The organism is Nitrosospira multiformis (assembly GCF_900111585.1).
Classification (GTDB): domain Bacteria; phylum Pseudomonadota; class Gammaproteobacteria; order Burkholderiales; family Nitrosomonadaceae; genus Nitrosospira; species Nitrosospira multiformis_B.
Window position 1 is genome coordinate 56,362 of sequence record NZ_FOHI01000011.1, and the last position, 26,954, is coordinate 83,315.

The following is a 26,954-nucleotide window of genomic DNA, read 5'->3' on the forward strand; positions in this document are numbered from 1 at the left end:
TATTTGATCAGCGCGAGATTGGCATTTTTTATTCTGACCAGGAAAAATAAAATGATCGATAGATATAAACCCGTAGTTTTAGCCGTCGCCCTCGCAGGTGCCCTCTTCCTGGCGAGTTGCGGAAAAGAAGAGAAGGTGCATGAATCATGGAAGACGCCGGATCCCCAGGCGATTGTGGATGATAGCACGCTCAACAGTTCGATACAGGGCGCCTTGAAGGCGGATCCGGATGTCCGGCATCTCGACGTCCGGGTGGAATCGCATAATGGAACGGTAATGCTGAGCGGTTTTGCGGATAATCAGGCTCAACTGGATCGTGTCAACATGCTCACGTGGATGGTTGAAGGAGTAAAGAAAGTGGATAACAAGATGAATGTCCGCGGCGCCCCCGCTCCGGCTGACGGCTGAGAAGCCGCACCCGTATAGAGAGCCGGTTTTTTACAGGTGTCACAAATCTACCAAGGAAAATTACCTTGATCTCATCTCTGCTTCTGACGCTGATTTTAGTTGCCAGCGTCATCATTTTCGTACCGCAGGTGCGCCGCATCCTCATTTCCAGCCGCCTGCTGAAAATCTTCCGTAAGATTCTGCCCCATATCTCGCAAACCGAGCAGGAAGCGCTGGATGCCGGCACAGTATGGTGGGAGGCAGAACTGTTCAGCGGCAGACCGGACTGGAGCAAGCTGTTGGCATTTCCCAAGCCCAAGCTGCAGGCGGAAGAAAAAGCCTTTCTAGACGGTCCTGTGGAAGAACTGTGCGCGATGCTGGATGAATGGCAGATCACGCGGGAATTGCACGATCTGCCGCCCCATGTATGGCAGTTCATCAAGGACAAGGGTTTTTTTGGCATGATTATTCCCAGGGAGTACGGGGGGCTCGGCTTTTCCGCGTTCGCGCACTCCGAGGTCATCATGAAAATCAGTTCACGCAGCGGCACCGCTGCAGTGACTGTAATGGTGCCAAATTCGCTGGGCCCCTCTGAACTGCTGCTGCAATATGGCACGGAAGAGCAGAAGAGCTACTATCTTCCGCGGTTGGCGAAGGGATTGGAGGTGCCGTGTTTCGGGCTCACTGGACCTGAGGCAGGTTCGGATGCAAGCGCCATTCCCGATTCGGCCATTATATGTTATGGCACGTTCAACGGTAATGAGAAGGTGCTGGGCATGCGCGTGACCTGGGAGAAGCGCTACATCACGCTTGGCCCGGTCGCGACCCTCCTCGGACTTGCATTCAAGCTCCATGATCCGGATGGACTTCTGGGCGGCCAGAAGGATCTGGGCATCACCCTGGCGCTGATTCCCACTGATACGCCGGGTGTTGAGATCGGTCGCCGTCATTTTCCGCTCGATGCCGCGTTTCAGAACGGGCCCAATTCGGGAAAGGACGTTTTCATCCCCATGGAGTATGTGATCGGAGGAATCGAAGGGGTAGGACGGGGGTGGCGCATGCTGATGAACTGTCTTGCCGCGGGCCGCTCCATCTCCCTGCCCGCCACCAGCACTGGCGGAGCCAAGCTGGCCACACGCGCAACGGGCGCTTACAGCAGAGTGCGTGTGCAGTTCAAGCAGCCTATCGGATTTTTTGAGGGTGTTGAAGAAGCACTTGCACGCATCGGAGGCCATACCTACATGATGGATGCGGCGCGAATGATGACTGCGGGGGCAGTGGATCTCGGGCAAAAGCCTTCCGTGATCTCCGCCATTGTCAAATACCATCTCACTGAGCGGGGACGCGAGGTGATCAATGATGCAATGGATGTGCATGGAGGCAAGGGCATCTGCCTGGGACCCGGCAACTACCTGGGACGCAGCTATCAGCAGATTCCTGTCAGCATCACTGTGGAAGGCGCCAACATCCTCACGCGAAACATGATCATTTTCGGCCAGGGCGCGATACGCTGCCACCCGTACCTGTTGAAGGAAATCCGCGCCGCCGGGGACTCCGACACGAAGCGGGGGCTGGTGGAATTCGACAAGGCTCTGGCTGGGCATTTTGTCTTTACGGTCGGCAATGGCTTACGATCGCTCATGCACGGGCTTACCGGCGGCAGGTTTGCGAAGGAGCCGCTCAACACAGATCCGGAAGTACAGGGTTACTACAGCCAGCTGGCGTGTTGCTCGGCCGCTTTCGCCTTTCTCGCCGATATCTCCCTTCTGGTTCTGGGTGGGTCGCTCAAACGCAGGGAGCGTTTGTCTGGGCGCCTGGGCGATATTCTAAGCCTTCTCTATTTATGCTCCGCTGTGCTGAAACGCTTTAATGACGATAGCAGACCCCCTTCTGACTTGCCGCTGCTGCATTGGTCCATGCAGGATGCGTTGTATCGCGTGCAACAGGCATTCGATGGGGTACTGGATAATTTTCCCGCTACCGGATTTACACGACGCGTACTGCGATTCATGGTGTTTCCGCTGGGTAAACCGTTCTCTCCGCCCCCGGACGAACTGGAACACAAAATTGCGACATTGATGCTGGCGCCCAGCGACGCACGTGATCGCCTCACTGCCGGTATTTACATACCCACAGCGAAAGACGAGCCGCTGAATATTCTGGAACAGGCACTGCAGCATGCAGTGTCCTGTGAGGCAACGGAAGCCAAGCTGCGTACGGCGATAAAGAGCGGGCAGATTCCCGCCCAGGAAGAAGAGAGTATCGCGGCTGCCCTCAAGCAAAGAGTCATTACGTCTACGGAACTGGAAATATTGAAAAAAATGGGAGCCTTGCGGCGCCGCGTGATCATGGTGGATGATTTTCCTTCTGACTTTGGCTCCAGGTCGGACAAGGCAACTGAGGCTGCTTCGTTAACCAACGCATGAGCAATATATGAACAATGCCTCCGCCAGCCGGCAGCAGGTTCGATCGGCGTTATCTCCGGCAACAACGCCAAGCGAAGCGGAAATCCCTACAACATCTGGAAGAAAGGACATGGCGGGCATCATTCCGGTGGAAACTGCGGGAACTCTGGATGGATTGTTCCGCGAGCGGGTACGCCGCACGCCCGAAGCGATAGCCTATCGGGATTATGACCGCTCAAGCGGCAAGTGGCGTGACCTTACCTGGTCGCGAATGGATGAGCGCATTGCACACTGGGTGATTGCGCTATCGAAGGAAAAGCTCAAACCGGGTGACCGCGTCGGGATAATGTTAAGAAACTGCCCGGAATGGGTAATGTTCGAACAGGCTGCGCTGAGGCTTGGGCTGGTGGTAGTGCCGCTCTATCCCACTGATCGCCCGGATAATGCGGCCTATATCCTTCAGGATGCGGGCGTCAAGATACTTCTGCTGGAGGAACTGGGGCAGTGGCTCGCTTTCTCCGAAGTGCGTGACCAGATGGCAGGGCTTGTGCGCGTCATCATTATCCAGGGCAGCGTCAGGCAGGGCCATAGAGGGAACGAGCTCGTACTTGCGCTGCATGACTGGCTACCAGAGTGGTTCCCCGGCGAGAGACCGACCCAGTCGTTGCCAAGCGTGGAACCCGTCTATCAGCTTCCTGCGGAGCCGGACCATCAAGCTTCGGAAGAAGCCGCGCTAAGTCGTGTCCTCGCTCGTGACCCGCATCAGCTGGCTACCATCATTTATACGTCGGGCACATCCGGGCACCCCAAGGGCGTGATGCTCAGTCATCATAATATACTGACCAATGCGCATAGCTGCCTGCAGGTCGTACCGATCGAAGAAAGCGATGTGCTACTCTCCTTTTTGCCGCTGTCTCACACGTTTGAGCGAACTGCCGGTTATTATGTGCCGATGATGCGGGGTTCGACAGTGGCGTATGCGCGCTCGATTCCCCAGCTGCAGGAGGATTTGCTGATCATCCGGCCGACCATCCTCGTTTCGGTGCCCCGAATCTATGAGCGCATATATGCCGGCATTCGCGCCAAGCTGGCGGAGGGTCCCCTGCTGAGCCGCAGGCTGTTCGACCTTGCAGTCGAGATCGGGTATAACCGGTTCGAGTATCAGCAGGGGCGCGCCGAGAAGCATTTTTCCCATGCGCTGTGGCCATTGCTGGAAATACTGGTGGCAAAGAAGGTGATGAGCAAACTGGGAGGGCGGCTACGCGCAGCAATGAGTGGCGGAGCCGCATTATCGAGCGAGGTTTCCCGCGTATTTATCGGCTTGGGCCTACCCATCCTCCAGGGCTACGGTATGACGGAAAGCAGCCCGGTGGTTTGCTGCAATACGATCGAGGACAATGCTCCAGCGAGTGTCGGACGGCCTATTCCAGGGGTGGAGGTGAAGCTCGGCGAGCAGAATGCCTTGCTTATTCGCGGACCCAACGTCATGCTCGGTTACTGGAACAATGAGGAGGCCACTCGAGCGGTAATGACCCCGGACGGGTGGCTCAATTCGGGCGATATCGCGGAAATCGATGAGTCCGGGCATATCACCATTACCGGTCGGGTAAAGGAAATCATTGTCATGTCGACCGGGGAAAAGATCCCGCCTGCCAACATGGAAGCAGCGATTCTGCGCGATCCGTTATTTGAACAGGTCATAGTGGTTGGCGAGGGACGTCCTCATTTAGCGGTGCTGGCAGTTCTCAATTCCAGAAATTGGGAAAGCATGGCAGATGAATACCATCTCGATCGGAACTGGCGCCGTCTGGGGGGCGATCCGAAGTTCGAAGAAATCCTGCTGGAACGGATCGCTTATCAGATCAAAGGATTTCCGGGTTATGCCAAGATATATCGCATTGCCGTGGTGACCGAGCCGTGGACAGTCGAGAACCAGATGTTGACACCGACGTTGAAACTGCGGCGTACTTATGTGCTGAACCACTACAAAAGCGAGGTGGACAGGCTCTACACGAAGTAATGAGCAGATAATTGCCTTCATGCCGAAAAATTCGCGGGAGAGAGTGAGTAGTTGAATCTGCTTCCCTCCAGCGTATACCTTATCCTGTGAAATCATAAAAAATGACAGACAGTGACGCTGAATCTCAGGTATCGCTGCCTGAGGATTCCGACCCGGTGCTGCGGCTGGTGCCGATGCCCACGGATACGAATTATGCGGGAGACGTATTCGGGGGCTGGATCATGGCGCAAGTGGATATTGCCGGCAGCCTTCCCGCCATCCGCCGGGCTCGCGGTCGTGTCGTAACCGTGGCCGTGAATTCCTTCGTATTCAAGCAACCGGTATTCGTCGGCGATGTCGTAAGCTTCTATGCCAATATCGTCCGAATTGGGCGGACTTCCATTACGGTGGATGTGGCCGTGTATGCGCAGCGCGGATTACGGCAGGGCGACAAGGAAATATGCTATCGGGTGACGGAAGCGGTGCTAACCTATGTTGCGGTCGATGAGCATCGCAAGCCGCGCGTGGTTCCTCCCGGGTGATGTGGACATATCGTATTGGAGGTAAAAGTGAATAATTCTGGATTCACCGTGCGCAAGGCCGCCGTTCTCGGCGCAGGAGTAATGGGAGCGCAGATTGCAGCGCATCTGATCAATGCGAACGTTGAAACCCTCTTATTCGAGCTTTCCGCCGGAGAGGATCCCAATGCGAATGTAGTCAAGGCAATCGAAAATCTTAAAAAGCAGGACCCCCAACCTCTGTCGAGCACAGCCAGAGCAACATTCATACAGCCTGCGAACTACGACCAGAACCTTGAACTGCTCGGGGAGTGCGATCTCGTAATCGAAGCGATTGCGGAGCGCATGGATCTGAAAACGGGGCTGTACGCAAAAATAGCGCCGTATCTGGGGGAACGCACAATTTTTGCCAGCAACACATCGGGACTGTCCATCAATCAACTGGCGCAGGTGTTCCCGGAAACCCTGCGCCACCGTTTCTGCGGTATCCATTTTTTCAATCCGCCGCGCTATATGCACCTGGTGGAATTGATACCCTGTACAACCAGTGATAGCGCCATGCTCGACGACCTGGAAGCCTTCCTGGTTACTTACCTGGGCAAGGGTGTCGTCCGCGCGAAAGATACGCCCAATTTTATTGCCAACCGGATTGGTGTATTTTCCATGCTCGCCACCATGCATCACGCAAGCGAGTTCGGACTTGGATTCGACGTGGTGGATGCTTTGACCGGTTCCCTCATTGGGCGCCCGAAAAGTGCGACTTTCCGTACTGCCGACCTGGTGGGACTGGATATTCTTGCCCACGTGATCAATACCATGCGCCAAATGCTGCCGGGTGACCCCTGGCACGAATACTATGCGGTGCCACCCTGGTTGCAAGCCCTGATAGACAAAGGCGCGCTCGGTCAGAAGACGAAGCGGGGGGTATATCAGAAAACAGGCAAGGACATTCACGTGCTGGATATTGCGCGAAACGAATATGTGCTCTCGGCGGGCAAGGCGGACCCTGACATAGCGGAACTGCTCAAAGACAAAAGCCCTGCCGGCAAACTGGGAGCCCTACGCGCCAGTCCTCATCCGCAAGCTCAGTTCCTGTGGGCGGTGTTTCGCGATCTATTTCATTACTGCGCGGTGCATCTCGAGGAAATAGCGGACAATGCCCGTGACCTCGATTTTGCCATGCGCTGGGGCTTCGGCTGGACGCAGGGTCCGTTTGAAACCTGGCAGGCCGCCGGATGGGGCGAGATCAGCGGATGGATCAGCGAAGACATCGCTGCTGGAAAGAGTATGAGCAATGCTCCGCTGCCGGAGTGGGTGCACGAATTGGGACAAAGCCCGGCGCAGGCAGTCAACCCGGACATACAGGGGGTACACAGGAAGCCGGGCTCTTACGCGCCTTCCAGCAAGAGTTTTCGGCTACGCTCCTCGCTACCGGTATACCGGCGGCAATTGTTTACCGACCGGCTGCTGAGCGAAGAACCCCGGTATGGCCAGACCGTATTTGAAACCCAGGCGGTGAGGATGTGGAGCATGCCGGAAAAGGCTGAAGCAGGTGGTCGCATGGAAAAGGGCGACGACGGCATTGCCATACTCAGCTTCAAGAGCAAGATGCACACTATCGGTAGTGACGTGCTGGATGGAATTCAACAGGCGATAGACGAAGCTGAACGTAACTGGGGTGCCCTGATAATCTGGCAGACCGACCCTCCCTTTTCTGCTGGCGCCAATCTGAAGAAGGCAACCGAGCGCTTGAAGAACGAAGAACCTCCTTCAGCTCTCAACGTGCTGGCGAAGAAATTCAAGAAAACGGCGCAATCCGCCGTACTCAAGGCCGCGCGCAAGCTCAATCTTGCGGATGCCCTGATGGCGGGCAAGCTGGCGGAAGTGGAGGCAATGATTGCGCAATTCCAGCAGACTTCGCAGGCGTTGCGCTATTCGATGATTCCAACGATTGCGGCGGTGGATGGACTTGCGCTCGGTGGCGGATGCGAATTCGTCATGCATTGTGACCGTGCGGTCGCTACCTTAGAAAGTTATATCGGACTGGTGGAAGCCGGCGTGGGATTGTTGCCAGCGGGAGGAGGCTGCAAGGAGCTGGCGCTGCGCGCAGCGCAGAAGGCGAAAGACGGCGATCCTTTTCCCGTACTGAAAAATTACTTTCAAAGCGTGGCCACGGCCCAAGTGTCGAAAAGTGCGGAGGAAGCCAAAGAGCTGGGATATCTGCGGCGTGCCGACGAAATCGTGATGAACCGGTTTGAACTGCTTTATATTGCCAAGGCGCTAGCGGCGGCAATGGCGGAGGCGGGCTATCGCCCTCCGCTGAGAGCGCGCCGTATCCCCGTTGCCGGTGCAACCGGCATCGCGAACATCAAAGGCATGCTGGTTAACATGCACGAAGGCAATTTTATCTCGGATCATGACTTTCTGATCGGCACCAAGATTGCCTCTGTGATGTGTGGCGGAGAACTCACACCCGGAAGCCTGGTCGATGAGGAATGGTTCCTGGAACTCGAACGGGATGCGTTTATCGAACTACTGGCAACCGAAAAGACCCAGGCACGCATCGAGCATACCTTGAAAACGGGAAAACCCCTCAGGAACTGAGGAAAGCTGGCAACTTAACGACTTACCGCTGATCAGGAAGAACAAGCGCAGATAAGAACGAAAAAGGCAATGAAAGCAGTTTTCAGTAGTGCGACAGGGAAGCCGAAGGCGGTCAAAGCCATCATCGTTTTTATTGTGAATCAGCGTAAAGGAAATTCATCATGACAACGAAGCAAACCAGCGATGCTTACATCGTATCTGCCGTCCGCACACCGGTAGGCAAGGCGCCGCGCGGAATGTTCAAGACCGTGCGTCCCGACGACCTGCTCGCCCACGTATTGAGGACTGCCGTCAATCAGTGCGAAGGTCTCGACCCTGCTGCCATCGATGATGTGATAGCAGGTTGCGCCATGCCGGAGGCGGAGCAGGGATTGAACGTCGCACGCATCTCGCTTCTGCTGGCGGGGTTGCCGAACAGCGTACCCGGAATGACAGTGAACCGTTTCTGCGCATCAGGACTGCAGACCGTGGCGCTTGCCGCCGACCGTATCCGGCTGGGAGAGGCCGATGTGATCATAGCGGCCGGCACCGAGAGCATGAGCATGGTACCGATGTCAGGCAACAAGCCGGCTTTGGACCCGGCCATATTCCTGCGCGATGAAAACGTGGCGATCGCCTATGGCATGGGTATTACCGGTGAAAAAGTCGCTCAGCGGTGGCAGGTCAGCCGTGAGGCTCAGGACGAGTTTGCGACGACGAGCCACACAAGGGCGCTGAAAGCAATCGAGACAGGGGAATTCGAGCAGGAAATTGCCCCCTATACTGTAGTGGAAAAGCGACCCGATATTGCTTCCCATGAAATACGAGATGTGGCAGTAGTTCGGGATACCGATGAAGGCCCCCGACCGGGCACGAACCCGGAAGTTCTTTCCAGGCTCAAGCCGGTGTTTGCAGCCCAGGGTACGGTGACAGCGGGTAACAGTTCGCAGATGTCTGATGGCGCAGGTGCGGTGGTGCTGGCAAGCGAAGGCGCATTGAAGCGGTTCAACCTGACGCCGATGGGACGCTTTCTCGGCTATTCGGTAGCGGGCGTGCCGCCGGAAATCATGGGCATCGGTCCAGTGAAGGCAATACCGAAGGCGCTAAAGCAGGTGGGCCTGAAACAGGACGATCTCGACTGGATTGAACTGAACGAGGCTTTTGCCGCGCAAAGCCTTGCAGTCATCAATGATCTCGGATTGGACCGGCAGAAGATTAATCCCCTCGGGGGAGCCATTGCGCTCGGCCATCCGTTGGGGGCCACCGGCGCCATTCGCGTCGCGACGCTGCTGCATGGCTTGCGCCGGCACCATCAGAAGTATGGCATGGTCACCATGTGCGTAGGCACCGGAATGGGTGCAGCAGGGGTGTTTGAAGCCATGTAACGTGTTTCAACCGCTTTCGGTCGCTTCCGTCGTACTGGAAAATTTCCGGACGTGGGGATAGTGCCCGGAAAAGCTTCCAGGCTCCCAGGCAGGACGTCTATTTTCCGAAATAGACGTAAGCCTTTTGCGGCATCGCGGATTCCTTGAAACGCCGGCGCTCTTCCGGGTCCAGCTTTTTGTCCCACCAGATTGCGCGCGCTTCCCTCTGGTCCTCCGGCAATTTCGGATTTTTCTCGAACAGTTCACGCATGAACCGGGTGTGATCGGATTCGTAAAATTTCGCCATGATCCTTCCTTACTTTTTCCTTCCATTCTCCAGTTACAACTACCTGAAAACTTTACCACAAATCCCGCCGCTTCGCATCAGTGAAGACCTATGTAAGACGGATAAAACGTGATGATAAATGGTGGATAGTAGATCGATATTACAGCTACGCCTACCTTCCGACACTATATTGAACGCCCGGTAATACGGAGAGCCGTAATTCAGTAAATAAGAAATGACGCAAAGCCGCCTTGTTCACTGCGTATCGCTTTTTTCGATTGGCGTACCGTTTCGCCTATTAGACTCTGTGCCGGATATGTAACTCCTGATACGCTTGTCGGTCTGCCGGTTGGCGGTATTGGCGAACCGCCCGATCTCGGGCGGGACATTAGTGAGCGCGAGTATCAGCAGGAGCTGGTGGATCGGTACATTCTTTTGATTCTTTTTTATCGGCAGAAGCACCGGTTGGTCACTATATTGCTGGTGTAACCCAGTGTTGCAGCGAGGCACTGGATACCGGTTGGAGTCCTGGGTCCAATATTATGCCGAACGGTGGCGAATATACGCTCCAGGTTCAAATAGGAAAAGTAGAAGTAACAGCTTAGATTCCCCAACCGAAGCTTATCCCATGCTGCTGGCCGGGCTTGGTTTACTCGGCTTTATGGCGCGGCAAAAGAATAACGCTACGTAAGAGAATGCCCTTTACTCTTCCTCCTAAGCAATTTTTGGATTGCTTGCTATAAAAATAGTAGCGGTATTGCGCCATTTTTCGCCGATAAACACCGCGGCAAAGCTTATGTTGCGCAAGCAGTTGTTAATTAGGCAAAGGTATCCGAGTTGGGGTCGTAGGGACAGGTACTCAAATTACCCAGGTATTTACCCGTTTCGCGGTCTCTGAGATGCGGGGGCTCTGCTTGGGTAATACCTGGTGCGGGACAGCCCGGGCATGAAAATCGGCTGACCGATTCTCCTCGTGAGATACCACAGCTGCTTCTTGCCGCCCAGCGGCGGCGGTGGGGAGATCGCCCTTGCGGGTTTGCCACCTCCGAGCATCTACAGATCTATGAGGAGACACGATGCCTAAACTGACGGATTACGTGAAGATGGCAGCAGAGACGTATTTAGAAGAAACGGGAAACACCGAACTTAATGCTCATTGGATTGCTGAATTCTTTCAAGATTGTGGTGTGCAGGACGCTTATCCCCGACAGGACTTAATCGCTTTCGCGGAGATGGTACAGAAAGAGTTGACGAAAAAAGACGAGCGAGCCGCCAAAAAAACGCGTTTTCTACTAGACAAAGCCATCCGCACGATAAAGAGTCCACGCAAATCTTACGGGCCTTAATAGCTATTTGGAATATTGACTCTCCAGATAAAAAGGTAATTCATGAATGAACTCTCAGTTATCGCGTTTAACGCGTTATAACTGGATATCAGGCTATCCCAATGAGAAGAAATTGAGGGGGCTCCAACTGACCGGAAGTGCCGGCTTCCTTTCCCCTGCCTTCGGGCAGGTTTTCAATGCCTCGTACCTCCTCGTACCTTATCGAAACTTGTTGAGATGACAGCAATCAAGAATAGATTTTCAAGAACTGTTTTCGAGAAAAACACACTGCAACAAATCTGACCAATTTTATTAGATCTAGCTGAAACAGAGTCTTAAGAGACTTATCCACAGTCCTATCCCCGCTCTATCCCCGGTAACAGGGGAAAACCTCATTAATAATTTCTTGGTTCAGGTTACCAGCAATTTGAAGCGAAATATCCTCTTGAAATGCTTCTTCCGTTAATTTTATTGGTCATCGCGCTTCAACATCAGCCACGGCATCAATTTGCAAACATTCTACTGAACTATGTTGATAACCGAGCAGATCAGTCTGAAAGATGCGTGGTATTGAATAGGCTGGGCTAGCACACTAGCTGATTGATAGCCATTCCATAGGAGCAAAAAATGACTGCGACCAACAAGAAAAATCATCCGCATGAACTTTTTCGCCCTCGCTTGTCATTAAAGTTAATAAGGAGGTTGTTTTTGGTATGAGTACATGAGCTTAAGAATTCTCCATGATGGAGGTAAGGAGATAACGATGCAACGATTCTGGCAAGTGGCTGTGCTGTACAGCGCCATTGCACTTGGGGGAGCACTAGTGACCTCCACCGCCTCCGCCACGGCCATCGGCGCCGAACCAGTGGGGGGATTTGAAATGGACACCCCCGCCGGGGTCACCGTCCGTGTTCCCGAGTGTCAACTCAATCACGAAATTCACGGAAGTGGCAAGAAGATCACGGACCAGATAGCATATCTCGGGTGTGCCGTCCCTCAATTCAGTCTCTGCAACTGGCGCATCGACTTTCACTATGCGGACACGAACGGCAAGACGTACAAGATTGACAAAGGAAGGACACACCACAGCTGCGACCTCTCCGCCAAACGCGAGATCAAGGAGAACCGCACACTGAAGCACTACGGGAAGGCGTGCGCGCACCTAGTGGTCAACGGCAAGCGCCGTGGGGTCCAGTGCCACTACATTACAGAGGAGTAGCGAGTCGCGGGGCCTTGGGTTGTGACTCCAACCGAAGGTGCTCGAGGATCATCTCGATCACCGGCCGTTCCAGGATCACCGCAATGAGCTGCAACTCCCCACCGCAGCTCGGACAGTGCTCCATGTCGATGTCGAAGACTCGCTTGAGCAACCTCGCCCAGTTGAGGCGGCCGCCAGCCTTGGCATTTAAAGCTGCTGCGCTAGTCGCAAGGATGGTGCCAACTCAGCATTTGAACTGCAGACCCATTAGAGTGGCCGCGACCAATAGCTGGAGCGCTGGCCCATTATTCTCAGGAGAGATTTATGGAAGATATTATCGCGGGAAGATTTGAAACAGATGATAAGGCTAGAGCAGCGGCAGCATCACTGCCCGATTCTGTTAGCAAGAATGATGTTTTCATTTTTTTTTAACAATCAGCTAGGTGCTCACGATTCCGATCAGAATGCGACCAGAACCAGCGATCAAGGTGCGGCAAAAGGGGCGACCGCCGGCGCAATCGGCGGAGGCATTGCAGCAGGTGCTGCCGGCACGGTGATTGGAGGACCGGCAGTGGGTGCAGTAGCGGCTGCCGTGGGCGGGTATACCGGCTCCCTTGCAGGTACAGCAGGAGGTTTACCCGGGGAGGGCGAAGGTACAAACAAAATGCATCCGCGACAGGCTGGATTGATGCTGGCGGTGCGTATGGCGAATGCCAATGACAAACAGCAGATAATTGATTGTTTGAGACAGCACGGGGCCGAGGACATCGAAATAGCCAAAGGCCAGTGGGAGAATGGGGAGTGGAGAGACTTCGATCCAGTGGCTTCTCCACACCTAGTTGATTGATTTCCTCTTTTTTTCATTTCTTATAGCGGTTAATCAATACTGGGAAACGGAAGCAGCAGGTGAGACGGGGGCTGCAAAACGTGCCTTGTGGGGTAGGAGCCACATAAGAGCATCGGGAGAGAAGGCCGCAGTGGGTTCATCATCAAGTTGTCTTGTTCCCAGTGGATGACGTCCTCATAAGAAAACCCCAGGAGATACTCCAATCATTCTCTATGCAAATTTCAGCTGAATTAAATAGATCGCGGCATGCCCGGCTCAATCCCATGATCCCTCCCTTATTTTCTGGGGACTTTTGAAGTTGCCCTATCTACCACTTGAACAGCGCCTCCACCTAAACCTGTGCTGACTGTCTGGGCAACCATTCGACCAGGGTCAGTGTTTAAATTTAGATTTGCTGGAGTCTTAGAAAGCGGAATATCTATATTTTTAACTACCGATGGGATTGCCGCCCCTGCTATCTTTCCCTAATACGGCCCCAGCGACAACTGATTTTATGACCCCAGTTGGAGAATCGGGCAATTTGCCGTTCAATCCCACTTTGATTACTTCGTCTACTACTCCACCAATCGCCTCGGCTGTCGCAGCATTTCTGGTGACAAGCCAAGCAGCAGTTACCGCAAAGCCGGATATAAAACCTTTCCCCGCTGCCGCAGCTATCTCGTATGCGCTTGTTTCGTGGATGTGAAACGGGACTGGGGCCAGCAAAAAAAGATGCTGACCCCTTCTCCTGGTTATTTCAGCTTTCTCATTTCTTCGGCTAGTATCCACAAGGCGCGGTTGAGCTTCACGTTCTGGTCGATGCCATTCACAGCGTGGGTGGGCAGGGAGCTTCCGGATTTACTCCGCCTCCGTATGCCGCCCTTAATCAGGCTCTCCTGAACACGGCTGAAGGTCGTCCACATATTGCTTGCACGATCCGAGAAACGCCGCGGCATCAGTAAATCCCGCTCCGTGATCGGTACCGGTTCCGAATCTTCATATTGAGGGTCAAGGCGGCGCGTGCGAAAGCCTTTTGCTCGCCTTCATTCAGGGGGGAGTGATTTCATCTCTTCGAGCTGTTCACCCACTGTCCGTCATGGCTGTTGAGCAGGATGATCTCGTTTGCTTCCTCGCCGTTGATCTGGCTTGCATGGCGCAGGCCCGCAGAATTTGGCAGGTAGGAATGTAGGCGTACCGAGGGGAGCAGCTGTGAGAATCACATCCTCTCATTCGGACTTTCCTCGGCTCGCCCCTGGGGGACAGGAGTGGGGAGACAGCCCTTGCCCTCATGGGCAAGGGTTGGATTGGGTGGGGTAAAAAGGCAGGCAAATAGCGGCCTATGACTTCCCGCGTATTCATTTATCCCCCCACAAGTCCCCCTCGTAGAGGGTGGGGCGTTGTGGGGGATTGGCGCGGGAAGCATGGGGCCTGCCGACGAGGTTGGCATTCAAGTGCGGCGCGGCCGCAAAGCTTTGCGGATCATAGGCCATGACAGGAAAGCAAAGCGGCGGGAATGGCCCGTGACAGACGGCAAACGGGGAATGGGAAATTTTTGGGGATGCGAAAATGGACTACAGATACGAGGTCTGCCTTTGACAGCTTGAATTCCATCACCTAGTTTAAGTAATAGACTCTTCATTACTTTAAAGCGCCCTGTCGTGGAGCACGCAATGATAATTAACGATTGCTTCAAAATTCGCAATCTCATTCTGGCCGCAACCTTAGGTATAGGTCTCACCCTTGTTAATCATGCCACTGCCCAGCGACGCGTGCTCCCTGACCTGGTCGTAACTGATCTTACAGGGCCTACCACTATCATTCATACACGTGGGGTTGAAATAAGAATACCTATTGAGTTTGTTGTAAAAAATCGAAGTACAACACCTGCACCGTCTTTTGAAACAGGTATTCAATACAACTACAACTCCGAGACTCCCTCCGTGGCTCCCTTTAATGCCTTTCCCGAATTCGGGCCGCGAAAATTGGGGCCACGAATTCTGGGAGCTCCGGAACCTCCGTTAATGTTTAAAGGAACAGTAAGGGTCCCTTCTCGCCTGAATGAGGTCATCTTTCTGCGTGTAATTGCAGACTACTGCCCTATACCCGTGAGACCAAAGGGCTGCCGGGTGGCTGAAAGTAATGAAACAAACAATAAATCAGAGCCGATATCAACCTATATCTGCAAACCTGGTCCGCTGCCGCCTAGCAACCTAGTTCAGGGCATATCGGATCTGGGGCCGCTACCCGAGGGAATGCCAATTGCTTGGCCGACGCCTCCCTCAATCCCAAGCAGAAGAGATGTCATTATCGACTCCGGTAATTTCCAGGATAGCTACGCCGGGAGTGACAAATCGGGAACCCGCTTCCTCTTTCAAGACAACATTGATGAGCCAGTTTCCGTAGATGCCTCTGACGTTGAAATCGTCATTATGCCGGGATTCAAACTGCGAAACATCGAGCTTGTTGGCCCTGTCCACCGCGTGAAAATCACCGGCGGCGGCGAAGTCGGTCGAATTCGCGCCACCATGGCCAATACTCCCGAAACTGCAATTGCAACAAACGAGGACAGTGGGTATATCACGGATGTCCTGATTGACGGCATTACCCTAAACAACAGTCAAGAAGACCCACTATGCGAGACCGACGGCAATGATTGCGATGGCGTTACGTTTCGGGGGGTGCGCCGGGGTGCAGTCATCAATAGCACGATAAGCAGCCTGGTTTATCCGATGGCGGCCTGGAATCCCTTAAGCACTCCACCTATCGCTGCCCAGAATAAGGACATCATCATCGCCAACAACCGTTTGCATTCAAAAGGCTACACGCGCGATGATTCAACACCTGTTAGTGAAGCGACAGTACGTATGCATGACTCGGTGAACACCGTGACTGTGCATAACCGCCTTCAAAACGGTAGTTCAGATTCAGCAGGAGGAAAACACAACTACCGTATTCACGGTCATCCCAGCAAGGGTGGAGCCAGTTATGCCTATGCGGCCTGCAATTTGTTTGTAAACACCGGCGCCATGATCGGTGAAGGTGGCTATGATCCAGCTCCTCCTCACGAAGACGTGCGCCACTACTGGTTCAACAGCAACCTATTCTACCAACGCGCCGATAGTCTCTATCAGATGGGCCTCACTCCTGATGTCGCTGTGCATGACGCCGAAACCAGAGGCAACCGGGCGTACTCAAACTTACACACCCGCTTCTACTCCCCAGACAACCGGCCTGCCGACTGGATTATCAGGGACAACGTGGTAAAACGTTACGGTGATGATGTACGGCCACCTGATTAGTCCGGGACATGCCCCCCAAGCATACCTGGTGGGGCGAGCAACTCGGTGTTCCCTTGCGGCAGTTGCCGCAGAAGCCGGCCTCAGTCGCGAATCTCTATATCGCACGTTATCGCCAAAAGGGAATCCGGCTCTCAAAACTCTGCTCGCAGTCCTCAAGACAGTCGGACTGCGATTGTCCGTTGAGCCTGAGCATCACGTGCACGGTTAAAAACTCTGAATTATCTTTTCTACGTCACCACTCCCTTTTTCTTGACCCCTTGAGCCGTTTCTCAGTAACTGTAGGTGAACGGCAAAATTTCAGTATGACTGATCTTGTCATCCGTACCCCTCTTGTAGGGTGAAGGTACCGTTTATCGGATTCTCTCGGCAGCCTCAAAGCAAAAGTTCTCCCATTAAAAACTGTCCTATGTGGTAGCGGGAGAAGCCGAGGGAAAGCAATTTATTGAAGATAGATTTGTTGGACATCTGGTTGCAGATAATCCGAGCGGGAAGCCGGTGATTGCACGCTCCATTGCAGATAAAGTGATTGGATGGGACCGATAGAATCAGTTACTTTCGGCCGAAAATGGCCTCGATTGCAAGCCGCTATAATTAGCCGCCATGAGGACTTCACCACCTGTCGAAATTGCACGGCAACTGTCAAGTGCATGCGAAGTGATTGAACGAAACCTGGCCGGAACACTGCAAGCAATTCATTTGTTTGGATCGGCAGTCGATGGGGGGCTCAAGCTGTATAGCGATATCGACTTGCTCGTAACCATAAACGGTCCGCTCGCCGAATCAGTTCAGCGCTCGCTGATGATGGACCTACTGTCAGTCTCCGCCTGGCCTGGAACCAGTGAAGCTTATCGCGCACTCGAAGTGACGGTTATCGTCCGGGAAGAAGTGGTTCCCTGGCGATATCCACCGATGCGGGAGTTCCAGTTCGGTGAATGGCTTCGCGAACAGCTGGGGACTGGAATTATTCAGTCCGCCATCCCAGACCACGACCTTGCGATTCTGCTAACAACGGTGAGACAACGCAGTGTCTGCCTCGTAGGAACGCCTGCATCAGAACTGTTCGATCCAGTTCCGAAGGAAAGCTTTGTGAAGGCGCTTTCTGACACTACTGCACAGTGGAACGAAGAGTCTGACTGGCAAGGTGATGAACGGAATGTTGTGCTTGCTCTTGCACGCATCTGGTTTAGCATATCCACGGGTGAAATCGCGCCCAAGGACGTAGCCGCCTCATGGGTGCTTGAGCGCCTACCACATGAGTATCGAGCGGTCCTGATGGTGGCGCAGGCAGCTTACCTGGGTACCGTACGAGACGACTTGGCCGGGCGTACGAAACAAGTAGCCTCGTTTGTGTGCTACGCCAAAGCGATGATTGAGCGTATTTGCGCATCATATTAAGCATCGATGCAAGGGGAACCAGATTGCCCCCACCCCTCAAGGTCAAACTACATCCATATGATCCAAGCTGGGTTGAAAATGCTCTTGTTGAAAGCAAGGTGCTTGCATCTGCCTTGGGGAGAATCCTGTTGTTCGTCCATCATGTCGGATCAACCGCAATACCAGGCATTCGTGCAAAACCGGTTCTCGACCTCATGCCAGTGGTCACAAGTCTGCCTGAGCTGGATCGCCATCAGGCCGATCTTGAAGTGCTGGGCTATGAAGGGTGGGGTGAACTTGGTTTGCCTGAGTCACGCTACTGCACGGAGAGCGATCCTGTGACGAATCGCAGGTTAATTCAGCTTCAATGTTATGCCGAAGCTTCACCGGAGATCATGCGACATCTCGCATTTCGTGACTATCTTCGCGAGAATCCCCAGCATTGCTGCTGCCTATGATCAGGAGAAATCCCGCTGTCAGAGCCTGCACGCTGACACCTGACACCTCTACGACTCCTCGTTGTTAAGAAGCTCTCGCTCCTGCCGCTCCTTCGATTTCGATGGCCAGGCGAACTTGTTCGTGAATCTGATTGTGAGGACTGCTATACAAGTCGGAGACACGAGTATGAATGTCCACCACCGTGTTGACTGCACTCAGATAGTATTCCCGGCCCCATTCCTCGTAATCCACTTCCTCCTCAAGATAGACCGATTCCCCTTTGCCAGATGGACAACCTACTTGGGAACGCTCTTATTTTGATAAGCAATTCTTTTTTTATTGGTTCTGATAAGCAGATGATGATGCTAAATTTCCTTCCTTGATTATTATTTCTGGAGGAAATGAAAATGACGTTCGATAATTTCCTGTTCTCGCTACTCACAGGCCAGGACCCGTAACCCGATCAGAAACGGTGGCCGCCTATATAAAGGCTGTAACAAATTCCCAGTACCATATGCAAAGCAAGTCCTATTAGACAGGAGTGATCCATGTTCGAATACGCCGTGTATATACGAACCAAAGAGGGTTACATCACGCGCATGGATAACGTTATTTCCAACCTGGCTTACGATCCTCGGGAAACCTACGGTTCTTTAGCCCCTTACGTGCACGAAGAAGAACTCGTTGGTTTTCCTGAATCCGTAGTGCTTTGGGAAAACAGTACCGGACCAAGCGTGGGCATAGCCCCCATTAATCCTCATTCTCGCCCTGCTGGTATTACCCTGCCCCCCGCCTTATCGGTGTGTTAGAGCCAAAACTGCCTGGACAACTGGCTTGACTTAAAGCCAGGTAATGCCAATTCCTGCGTCTGTTCTGATGGAGGAGGCGGTGAACAAGCACCAATTTGTGCTCGATCCATTATGTGTCACTTGGAGGAAATGAAAAATGACAACCGATAGTTCCCGTTTTGCTGTAGGTATATTCATAGCGCTGGTGAGCCTGGCTGCCTACGCCACCCTGAATAATTTTCCCGATCGTCCTGCTACCGGCGCTGCCGGGCAGTTATATGAGGAATTGAATGCTGCTTTTGCCTCCCACTGGAAAGCCCGCACCGGCTTGGATATCAGAGTTGAGCCGGCGAGGAATAAGTCGGGCAAGCCCACGCAGATTACGCTCCATGGGCTCGACGTTCCTGCTCTTGCGCTGTCCTACGATGCGGACAAGCTGCATGACAAGGAAAGATTTATTGCGCCTGACTTCCGTCAGCTTTTAGCGCAGGATTTTCGGAATGAATCTTATCCTTCAGCCTATACCTCGACCATCGTGTTTCTGGTAAGGAAAGGCAATCCCAAGGAACTCAAGGACTGGAGCGATCTGGTACGTCCGGATATAAAAATAGTTACCGCAAACCCAAAGCGGTCTGAAAGCGGGCGCTGGAATTATCTTGCTGCTTGGGGATACGCGATGAGGCAATCAGGCGGCAATGAACAAGCGGCGCGCGAATTTGTCAGCCAATTGTTTGCCAACGCCCAGCCGCTGGATTACGAGGGTAAAAAGTCGGGAAACCTCGCTACTGCCTTTGTCTTTCTCAACACAGGCGATGTACTCCTCACCTGGGAAAATGAAGCACACCTGATCGTTCAAAATAACGGAAATGATGAGTTTGAAATCGTCACCCCATCCATATCAATAGTGGCCGAACCCACTATAAGCGTAGTGGATACGGCCGCATACGGGAAAGGTACCCGGAGTGTGGCGGCTTCCTACATCGAATACCTCCATACATCCCAGGCGCAGCATATCGCCGCCAAGCACTATTACCGACCTCGCGATCCGGCCGTTGCCGCTAGGTATGAGGACCGGTTTCCTCGCCTTGAGCTGTTTACCATTGACGAGATGTCCGGGGGCTGGCAGAGAGCTCAGAAGATACATTTTGCCAGGGGCGGCATTTTTGACCAGATCACCGTTGATGTTCCGGATTCTGTTGCCGTGAAGGGTGCTGTCAATGCCGTTTTACAGCTAAGCGCGATGGATAATTTATTCATCCGCAAAAATTAGTGCTTTCAAGCGCTTTCAGACGCTTTCAAGCGACAAGCAGCAAAGCGAGAGGAATTGAAGATTGTCACATCAAGGGGTTGCCTCATTGAAGCCGGTGCAACGTTAAAGGCTTTGAACGGCGAATGATAAGGAAAAACGGGAAGCCAGCTGACAAAGGCAATGATGGACTTTCCCGTGCACGAAAATTCCCCTTTATCCAGCTACAGGCCCTTTTTCAGGGCCTGTAGCTCATGGTTACTTAGCGGCAGGAATACATTTCACCTTTAAATCACCCGGCAACCATCCCAGAGAGTTCTTCATCCGCTTTTTGCACCTGCCCCGCCACATCGATTTTCTCCTTCCAGTACTGGTATTTCTCCTCGATTGCCACGCCTGCCCGACTCTGTCCTGCAACTTGGCGGGACAGCCTCAAGCCACCCAACTCTGCTTACTTAGGCGGCCGTAGTAAAGCGCAATGCAAATTTTCGGCAATGCTCGAGATAGCCGCCTTCGTGGTTTTTTATTAATTCCACAATACTAGACCATAGCCAGGAAGGAGCATTCAGTGATTTAGAGCGATTGTGGCGAAGTTCTTTTAACCAGAGCCTCCGAGTTGAGGAATCCAGGAGCGGGGGGTTGGGAACGAGCAGGGAGCGAAGGCGGGAATGATTGTTCAATACGAGCAGAAAACTGTTCGTTCCATGGGGGCCGGCTGGTGGAAGCGGAAAGGAGAGGCGGTAACGGTAACAGAATTACCTTTGGTGGGCTCTTGCCCATTCATCCGCCTCGCGTCGCGCATCGCCGATTTGCATCGGTGTCATCAGCCTTTCCATCAGTTCGCGATTCTCTTTGGCATCCTCGTAGCCGCCGGCGCTGGCGATGCTGAACCACTTGTCGGCTTCCACATAGTCCTGTTTCACGCCATTGCCGTTGTAATACAGCACGCCGAGATTGGTCTGGGCGCCCGCATGCCCTTGCTCCGCCGCCTTCAGGTACCAGGCTAGCGCCTGCGCGTAATCGTGCGGCACTCCCTGCCCGCTGTCATACTTCACACCCACGCTGTATTGCGCCCGCGCATAGCCTTGCTCGGCCGCCTTGCGATACCAGGCTACTGCCTGTTGTGTATCCTTTTCGATGCCCCGCCCGGTGTCATACCTTACCCCGAGGTTATATTGCGCATCCGGATCTCCTTGCTCGGCCGCCTGTCGATACCATGACACCGCCTGGCGATCATCCTGAATGACGCCTTTACCCGTCGCATACATCACGCCGAGATTGAACTGTGCAGGAGCATAGCCCTGCTCGGCCGCCTTGCGATACCATGCCGCTGCCTCGTAAGCGTCCTCAGGAACGCCGCGCCCTCTGGCATTTGCCACCCCCAGCTTGAACTGGGCACGCGCATATCCCTGATCCGCCGCCTGACGATACAAGGACGCCGCCTGACGATAATCCTGAACGACTCCTTCTCCCACAGCGAACATCATGCCGAGATTGAACTGTGCATCCGCGTTCCCCTGCTCAGCAGCCTTGCGATACCAAGAGGCGGCTTCCTGGTTGCTCTGCTCTACTCCGCGGCCCTTGGCGTAGAGCACGCCAAGAGCATATTGTGCTTCTGCGTACCCTTGCTCGGCTGCCTTGCGATACCAGGATACGGCCTGCTGATCATCCTGCTCGACCCCCTGCCCCTTGAGATACATGAACCCCATGATTGCCTGCGCAGGTGCGTGTCCCTGTTCCGCGGCTTTCAGATACCAGGAGAGGGCGTGCCGATAATCCTTTTCCACACCCTGGCCTTTCGCATACATCACCCCGAGATTGTATTGCGCCACGGCGTACCCGCTGTCGGCCGCCCGGAAATACCAGAACATTGCCTGTTGATAATCCTGCGGGACGCCCTGACCTTTCAGATACATATACCCCAGCATGGATTGTGCGGGTGCGTCCCCTTGCTCCGCCGCCCTGCGATACCACTTGGCGGCCTGTTCATGATCCTGCGGCACGCCGCGGCCCCGTGAATACAGCACGCCCAGATTGAACTGCGCGTCGGCGTTCCCTTCGTTGGCCGCTTTCCGGAAAGATTGCATAGCCTTGGTGTAGTCCTTGCTGAGGACGAACTTCATTCCATCTTCGAAGTCCCCCGCCATAGCCAGGGAGACGAACAACATCAACACCGGGCCGGCTATTGCGAACCTGGATGTTGCCACTGATTTGGATAGACGCATCATTTTCACTTTCAATTCCCGACTCCATATTGCCCGCGCATTCTACCCGGCACGCCCCTGAAGTTACAGGTGTTACGGCATCTGCAATTTTTTATTCGCGAGGTTGTTTTTTTCTTACGCGCGTTTCGAGGGAAAAATCAAGAAAGCCGGCTTTATGTTTTTTACATTTTATGCGGCCATCCCCCAGCTTTTTTCAGCAGGAGTTATTCGGGAGCCGAGCAGGTTTCCAGCGTGTCCCACGCAATCCGGCTTTCATATTTCCTTCCACTGACGGTGGCAAATGTCGTAGCATTATCCGTTCGTTTCAAGGTGAGAACGAAAGAATAATCGCGATCCACTTCCTTGTCAGCATTGCTGCCGGGTTTGCCGGGATGGATCATGGGGGTGGGCAGACCGTATCTGATCACTGCATCGGGATTGGAAGGCGAGTTGCGCGCATAGGTGCCTGCGAGTGCACCTTCAGGATAGGCGTAGATTTCCATTGCCGCAATATCCGGGTAGCTGAAAACCTGATATTGCAGGGTGCGGATCATCCATCGACTATCGGATTGAAGCTGGTCGACGGTGCAGTGGGCAAGTACAGCGAGATTTCCGCTGACCTTTCCTCCGTGAGTAAACGAGGACTCCTCCCAGCCGATGGCTGCGCATGCCGCAAGCAGGGTCCCGCAGAAAGAGAAGACCAGAACCTTAATCAATTTGATGCCTGCCTGCAAAACTCTGCCTCCCCTTCGACAGGAACCCGGGCTGAATTACATCACGCCGGTATCCGCTCAATCTAAACCTAGGCCAAAAAGAACGACTTGTAAAGCTTGTCCGCGGGAACGGCAGGGGCAACAGCAACGGGATAAGGAAAAGCTCCTTTCATGAATCGATTTCTGAAACGCCGTGAACGGCAGGCAAACGTCAGCAGAAATCCACCCCTCGCAGACGCCGGGCTCGTTCACCTGAGCGAAGAGTACGGTATCCGCTCACTTCATCTGGGAAGCAGCATGGTACAGAGCGCAATGCGTATCGCTGCCCCGAATGAATTGCAGCTTGCCTATACCCAGTGCATGATGTGTTTTCTGCTGTTTCGCCCACGACCCAAAAATGTTCTCATGATCGGTTTGGGAGGAGGCTCACTGACGAAATTTGTTTACTGGCAACTGCCAACGGTCAATACGACCGTGATCGAAATCAACCCCCAGGTGGTTTCGGTCGCGCGCAGTCAATTCTACGTGCCGGCTGATGATGAGCGCCTGGAAGTGCTGATCGCAGAAGGCAGTGAATATATTGCTGCCCATCCAGACAGCACAGATATTCTGATGGTCGATGGTTTCGACGATGGCAGGCAGGTGGCTTCTCTATGCACGCAGGCTTTTTATGATCAGGCAAGTGAAGCATTGACGAGAAATGGCGTGCTGGTTGTCAACCTGCTCAGCCGGGACGGAAGAGTTCACGAATATCTCGCGCGTCTTGAAAACAGCTTTGCGGGGCGTATTGCCACCATACTGGCAGAGCCTTACGGCAATCTGATCGTGTTTGCCTTCAAGCACCCGCCGACAAGAGCCGTCTGGGAAGAACTGCCAGCAACGGCAAAGGTGCTGGAAAAAGAATTTTCCCTGCCATTCTCAAAGTTCGCCCAAAAACTGCCCCATCGCAGACCTTTTTAAACCTGGATGGCATTTCCTTATCTGAGGAGAGGCATGAATGAAAGGACGGTTAAAGGATGATCGCGTCATTCTGGATTGAGCGGACCCGTGTCAGGAGATTTTCCGTGTGTACCGGAGTGTGTACCCTTGTGCACCAAAGTTACCCGAACGCAGTGATTAGCAAAACCTGCATCAAGAATAGAAGGAGGTTCATAATCTCCCCTCTGACTCTGATAGCCTTTCGGCAAAGGTGCACATTGCCCGTGATAATCTGCACCGGGCTTTGTCTTACATTAATGAAATCCCCGAGCATTGCAGCAAGATTTTGACATTTCCCAAAGCCTTCCCGCTGCGCGAAGAGCTGGGTGAAGGCATCCGCGCCATTCCTTTTGGCCGCTACCTGATTTTCTATACCCAGGATTCCAATAAAGTGCGGATAGAACGCATCCTGTCTGGCTCCAGACTTTTATCGAGTGATTACTTTGGAAGCTGAAGGGCTTATAAGCGCCGCTGCAGTGGTTGTAATGGCTGTTACCGAGTAATAGTGCTGCGTTCAACAATAATGAGCGTTCGGAACTTCCAGTTGGTAAAGCAGTTTCTTATCTCGAAAACTTCATCTGAAGCCGCACTGCCCAGGCGAAGATTCGCGCGCCTAATAGCCATCTCGCAATAACGGACATCTTGGAATCGAGAGGCAGCGCGTGTCTTACAGGAGGAGACGCGGTGACAGCGTCCAGTACGGCCTTTGCAATGATCTCAGGTCCAGGCGCCTCGGGCTCGTCAGCTACGAGGTTTCGTATGCCTGAAAGGAGATTTTTGTATGCAGGAGGATGAGAGATGGTCTCCAGCAATCTGAGCTCTTTGGGAACAAACTCCGTCTTAATCAAGCCAGGTGCAATCAGCACCACATCGATTCCAAACTCCATGACCTCTCCCCGGACCGCATCGGTTAGCGCTTCAATAGCATATTTTGACGCCGAATACCAACCAAAACCGGGCACGGATATCCTGCTCAATACCGAAACAATGTTGACGATGCAGCCAGATTTCTGGTTTCTCATGTGCGGCAGCACTGCCTGCATAAACCGGGCATAGCCGAAAAGATTGACTTCGAGCTGATAGCGGGCAGCTTCTAGGGGAACGCACTCCACTGCGCCAAGTTGGCTAATCCCAGCATTATTTACCAGCACGTCGATCCGGCTCTTGGTCGATATAACGTACGCTACGGCCTTTCGAACAGCTTCATCATCCGTAACATCCAGGATGATTGGTTCAATCCGATCAGAGCGGATCTGTTCCAGTCTGTACTTCCGCCGCGCTATGGCAAATACATAATATCCATTTTGAGCAAGAAGCTCCGCTGTTGCTCTTCCGATACCGCTGGATGCGCCAGTTACCAATGCAATCCCCTGGTTCATGATTCGCTCCTATCGATTTTTCGGTATTCCTATGTGCGGCTCTGCACGGTTGTTTAGTTAAGTCTACTTTAATCTTCGCGTCAGCTAAAACCATAGAAATCGCCAGTTTATATATGAGTTCTCATTTTATGAAGGAAAAGACAGGAATACCGAATCCACAGGAAAGAAATGCCTTACTGAGTGAAAGGCGTAATCTGAAAATGACGCGGTCAGCACATGCGTATGTTCGTGGCAATACCGCTCAGTTTTATGAATGGCTAGAAGAGAATCCTACCAATAATTTGCCATGTGGTCCTTCAATCTGGATTTGTGGGGACTGCCATGTAGGAAATCTTGGGCCTATTGCTAATCTTCAAGGGAAAATCGATATTCAAATAAGGGACCTGGACCAAACGATTATCGGAAACCCAGCTCATGATTTGATCCGGCTCGGATTATCGCTTTCAATGGCGGCCCGCAGTTCGGCTCTTCCTGGTGTTATAACTGCTCAGATGATGGAACAACTTATGGTCGGGTATGAGCAGGCTTTTGACAGCGAAGAGATAGATAAGGATTTGATAACCATTCCCGCACCGATAAAAATGATCATGAGAAAAGCTGGCAAGCGGACTTGGAATGCTCTGGCCAAAGAGCGCATTTCCGGCACGGCACCGTGTATACCCCTGGGAAAATGCTTCTGGCCTCTTTCCGCGGAAGAAAAAGCTGGCATCATCGCATTATTCGAGAGAAAAGCCATTTCGTATTTAGTAACTTCCTTGAGTCGCCGCGATGAAAGCACGGAAGTGAGTGTCATAGATGCAGCTTATTGGCTGAAAGGGTGCAGTTCACTTGGGAAACTACGCTATGCAGTTCTGCTTAATGTAGGGAGCAGCACTTCCAACGAGAATTTATGTTTAATAGATATCAAGGAAGCCTCGGTGGCTGCGGCTCCACGCTATGCGACTGCAAAAATGCCGCTAGAGCATGGTGAGCGCGTAGTAGAGGGAGCTCGCCACTTATCCCCATATTTAGGGGAAAGGATGGCCGCGGCTCGTCTCCTTGAGCGTTCGGTGTTTATTCGAGAGCTTCTGCCTCAGGACATGAAAATTGAGATTGATCAGGTGACACAGGAAGAGGCACAAAAAGTTGCACGTTATCTGGCTTTGGTTCTCGGCAAAGCGCATATGCGCCAAATGGTTCCCTTCGCTCTGGAGATCCGGCCGCGATCAGCTGTCACCACGAGGAGCGGGAGGCAAGATGGGAGCAAAGGCGACGGGAGCACTTGTCTGAAACATCCTTAACTCCTTCTGCACGCAGGAGGATGCCGCGCACCCTGCTGACTGGGTTGTCCCGATATCGACCCCCTCCTGCGGCTGTGTTTACCGTCGCTCTCACCGGGTATGGCAAAAAACGTCTTGACCACTGCAATGGGTAAAGTGTACTTTGGACTCAAGCTGACTCAGAAAGCGCTTTGAAAACACGACTTTTATAATCTCCAGCCATCGATCGGGTGCATCCGTTGGAATCGCCAGCCGGGAATCAGGAAATGCGGCCTGTAGAGCCAGTGGTGGCCAATAACCGGATGCGGCGCCTGGCGACGGCGCTGCTGATGGTGATGCTTGCGGTTCTCGTTCTGGCCAACGTATTTCTTCCGCTTCATCCCTC

General features: G+C 53.3%; 26 protein-coding genes and 1 pseudogene. 17 read left to right on the forward strand and 10 right to left on the reverse strand.

The features are described from left to right. Positions 1-51 precede the first annotated feature (51 nt). The 6 genes from BMW46_RS13525 to BMW46_RS13550 all read left to right on the forward strand — a co-directional run bounded on the left by BMW46_RS13525 (position 52) and on the right by BMW46_RS13550 (position 9,277). The gene (locus BMW46_RS13525; RefSeq protein WP_074709180.1) at positions 52-408 is read left to right on the forward strand and encodes a BON domain-containing protein; all 357 of its coding nucleotides are present in this window, start codon (positions 52-54) and stop codon (positions 406-408) included. Positions 409-473: 65 nt separating this feature from the next. Beyond that, entirely contained in the window at positions 474-2,813 is a 2,340-nt protein-coding gene (locus BMW46_RS13530; protein ID WP_074709181.1) for an acyl-CoA dehydrogenase, read from the forward strand. A 7-nt stretch (positions 2,814-2,820) separates the two neighbouring features. Next, complete coding sequence (locus tag BMW46_RS13535; RefSeq protein WP_218141805.1) at positions 2,821-4,812, forward strand: AMP-dependent synthetase/ligase; 1,992 nt, start codon at positions 2,821-2,823, stop codon at positions 4,810-4,812. Between the two features lie 101 nt (positions 4,813-4,913). Continuing rightward, a complete protein-coding gene (locus BMW46_RS13540) occupies positions 4,914-5,333 on the forward strand; it encodes an acyl-CoA thioesterase (protein WP_074709182.1) in 420 nt (139 codons plus the stop codon). Between the two features lie 27 nt (positions 5,334-5,360). Beyond that, complete coding sequence (locus tag BMW46_RS13545; RefSeq protein WP_074709183.1) at positions 5,361-7,913, forward strand: 3-hydroxyacyl-CoA dehydrogenase/enoyl-CoA hydratase family protein; 2,553 nt, start codon at positions 5,361-5,363, stop codon at positions 7,911-7,913. 161 nt (positions 7,914-8,074) lie between these two features. After that, complete coding sequence (locus BMW46_RS13550) at positions 8,075-9,277, forward strand: acetyl-CoA C-acyltransferase (protein ID WP_074709184.1); 1,203 nt, start codon at positions 8,075-8,077, stop codon at positions 9,275-9,277. Between the two features lie 97 nt (positions 9,278-9,374). On the opposite strand, the gene BMW46_RS13555 is transcribed toward BMW46_RS13550, so the two are convergent. Continuing rightward, positions 9,375-9,563 carry a DUF3460 family protein gene (locus BMW46_RS13555; RefSeq protein ID WP_074709185.1) on the reverse strand — a complete coding sequence of 63 codons (189 nt, stop codon included), beginning with the start codon at positions 9,561-9,563 and terminating at the stop codon, positions 9,375-9,377. Positions 9,564-10,618: 1,055 nt separating this feature from the next. Here BMW46_RS13555 and BMW46_RS13565 point away from each other — a divergent pair. Further along, a complete protein-coding gene (locus BMW46_RS13565; protein ID WP_074709187.1) occupies positions 10,619-10,888 on the forward strand; it encodes a hypothetical protein in 270 nt (89 codons plus the stop codon). A 799-nt stretch (positions 10,889-11,687) separates the two neighbouring features. Here the strand turns inward: BMW46_RS13565 and BMW46_RS15470 are convergent. Further along, positions 11,688-12,029, reverse strand: coding sequence for a hypothetical protein (locus tag BMW46_RS15470; RefSeq protein ID WP_177171102.1), 342 nt, complete (start codon positions 12,027-12,029; stop codon positions 11,688-11,690). A 445-nt stretch (positions 12,030-12,474) separates the two neighbouring features. On the opposite strand from BMW46_RS15470, the gene BMW46_RS13575 reads away from it, so the two are divergent. Next, positions 12,475-12,912, forward strand: coding sequence for a hypothetical protein (locus BMW46_RS13575; protein WP_143121476.1), 438 nt, complete (start codon positions 12,475-12,477; stop codon positions 12,910-12,912). Between the two features lie 426 nt (positions 12,913-13,338). On the opposite strand, the gene BMW46_RS13580 is transcribed toward BMW46_RS13575, so the two are convergent. The 3 genes from BMW46_RS13580 to BMW46_RS15855 form a co-directional block, all read right to left on the reverse strand. Further along, on the reverse strand, positions 13,339-13,617 hold the full coding sequence (locus BMW46_RS13580) for a hypothetical protein (RefSeq protein ID WP_074709189.1): 279 nt from the start codon (positions 13,615-13,617) through the stop codon (positions 13,339-13,341). Between the two features lie 26 nt (positions 13,618-13,643). Beyond that, a complete protein-coding gene (locus BMW46_RS15850) occupies positions 13,644-13,847 on the reverse strand; it encodes a DUF932 domain-containing protein (RefSeq protein WP_074709190.1) in 204 nt (67 codons plus the stop codon). A gap of 399 nt (positions 13,848-14,246) precedes the next feature. After that, positions 14,247-14,381, reverse strand: coding sequence for a hypothetical protein (locus tag BMW46_RS15855; RefSeq protein ID WP_256377078.1), 135 nt, complete (start codon positions 14,379-14,381; stop codon positions 14,247-14,249). A 180-nt stretch (positions 14,382-14,561) separates the two neighbouring features. Here BMW46_RS15855 and BMW46_RS13595 point away from each other — a divergent pair, with 180 nt between their 5' ends. The 4 genes from BMW46_RS13595 (at position 14,562) to BMW46_RS13610 (ending at position 18,022) form a co-directional block, all read left to right on the forward strand. Further along, positions 14,562-16,190, forward strand: a complete 1,629-nt coding sequence (locus BMW46_RS13595; protein WP_074709192.1) for a hypothetical protein — start codon at positions 14,562-14,564, stop codon at positions 16,188-16,190. Beyond that, entirely contained in the window at positions 16,171-16,398 is a 228-nt protein-coding gene (locus BMW46_RS15980; RefSeq protein WP_371113522.1) for a helix-turn-helix domain-containing transcriptional regulator, read from the forward strand. The genes BMW46_RS13595 and BMW46_RS15980 overlap by 20 nt, the downstream gene beginning before the upstream one ends. A 392-nt stretch (positions 16,399-16,790) precedes the next feature. After that, on the forward strand, positions 16,791-17,585 hold the full coding sequence (locus tag BMW46_RS13605; RefSeq protein WP_074709193.1) for an AadA family aminoglycoside 3''-O-nucleotidyltransferase: 795 nt from the start codon (positions 16,791-16,793) through the stop codon (positions 17,583-17,585). Next, complete coding sequence (locus tag BMW46_RS13610) at positions 17,570-18,022, forward strand: GrpB family protein (protein WP_074709194.1); 453 nt, start codon at positions 17,570-17,572, stop codon at positions 18,020-18,022. The genes BMW46_RS13605 and BMW46_RS13610 overlap by 16 nt, the downstream gene beginning before the upstream one ends. 54 nt (positions 18,023-18,076) lie before the next feature. On the opposite strand, the pseudogene BMW46_RS15475 reads toward BMW46_RS13610, so the two are convergent. Further along, positions 18,077-18,305, reverse strand: a pseudogene (locus BMW46_RS15475) (hypothetical protein); the annotation flags it as partial. 245 nt (positions 18,306-18,550) lie between these two features. On the opposite strand from BMW46_RS15475, the gene BMW46_RS13615 reads away from it, so the two are divergent. Beyond that, on the forward strand, positions 18,551-18,811 hold the full coding sequence (locus BMW46_RS13615) for a hypothetical protein (RefSeq protein WP_074709195.1): 261 nt from the start codon (positions 18,551-18,553) through the stop codon (positions 18,809-18,811). A 136-nt stretch (positions 18,812-18,947) separates the two neighbouring features. After that, entirely contained in the window at positions 18,948-20,060 is a 1,113-nt protein-coding gene (locus BMW46_RS13620) for a sulfate ABC transporter substrate-binding protein (RefSeq protein WP_074709196.1), read from the forward strand. Between the two features lie 268 nt (positions 20,061-20,328). Here the strand turns inward: BMW46_RS13620 and BMW46_RS15480 are convergent, their stop codons facing one another. From BMW46_RS15480 to BMW46_RS13630, 3 genes are all read right to left on the reverse strand, one after another. Further along, a complete protein-coding gene (locus BMW46_RS15480) occupies positions 20,329-20,472 on the reverse strand; it encodes a hypothetical protein (RefSeq protein ID WP_177171103.1) in 144 nt (47 codons plus the stop codon). A gap of 319 nt (positions 20,473-20,791) precedes the next feature. After that, positions 20,792-22,264 (reverse strand): SEL1-like repeat protein, encoded by a 1,473-nt coding sequence (locus BMW46_RS13625; protein WP_256377080.1) that lies wholly within the window; start codon positions 22,262-22,264, stop codon positions 20,792-20,794. Between the two features lie 200 nt (positions 22,265-22,464). Beyond that, positions 22,465-22,956 (reverse strand): hypothetical protein, encoded by a 492-nt coding sequence (locus tag BMW46_RS13630; protein WP_143121477.1) that lies wholly within the window; start codon positions 22,954-22,956, stop codon positions 22,465-22,467. Between the two features lie 168 nt (positions 22,957-23,124). On the opposite strand from BMW46_RS13630, the gene BMW46_RS13635 reads away from it, so the two are divergent. Then, positions 23,125-23,913, forward strand: coding sequence for a polyamine aminopropyltransferase (locus tag BMW46_RS13635; protein WP_074709198.1), 789 nt, complete (start codon positions 23,125-23,127; stop codon positions 23,911-23,913). A gap of 229 nt (positions 23,914-24,142) precedes the next feature. Next, positions 24,143-24,385, forward strand: a complete 243-nt coding sequence (locus BMW46_RS13640) for a type II toxin-antitoxin system RelE/ParE family toxin (RefSeq protein ID WP_074709199.1) — start codon at positions 24,143-24,145, stop codon at positions 24,383-24,385. 106 nt (positions 24,386-24,491) lie between these two features. Here the strand turns inward: BMW46_RS13640 and BMW46_RS13645 are convergent, their stop codons facing one another. Further along, positions 24,492-25,310, reverse strand: a complete 819-nt coding sequence (locus BMW46_RS13645; RefSeq protein ID WP_074709200.1) for an SDR family NAD(P)-dependent oxidoreductase — start codon at positions 25,308-25,310, stop codon at positions 24,492-24,494. A gap of 128 nt (positions 25,311-25,438) precedes the next feature. On the opposite strand from BMW46_RS13645, the gene BMW46_RS13650 reads away from it, so the two are divergent. After that, on the forward strand, positions 25,439-26,590 hold the full coding sequence (locus tag BMW46_RS13650) for a DUF2252 family protein (protein ID WP_074709201.1): 1,152 nt from the start codon (positions 25,439-25,441) through the stop codon (positions 26,588-26,590). The last annotated feature ends 364 nt before the right edge of the window (positions 26,591-26,954 follow it).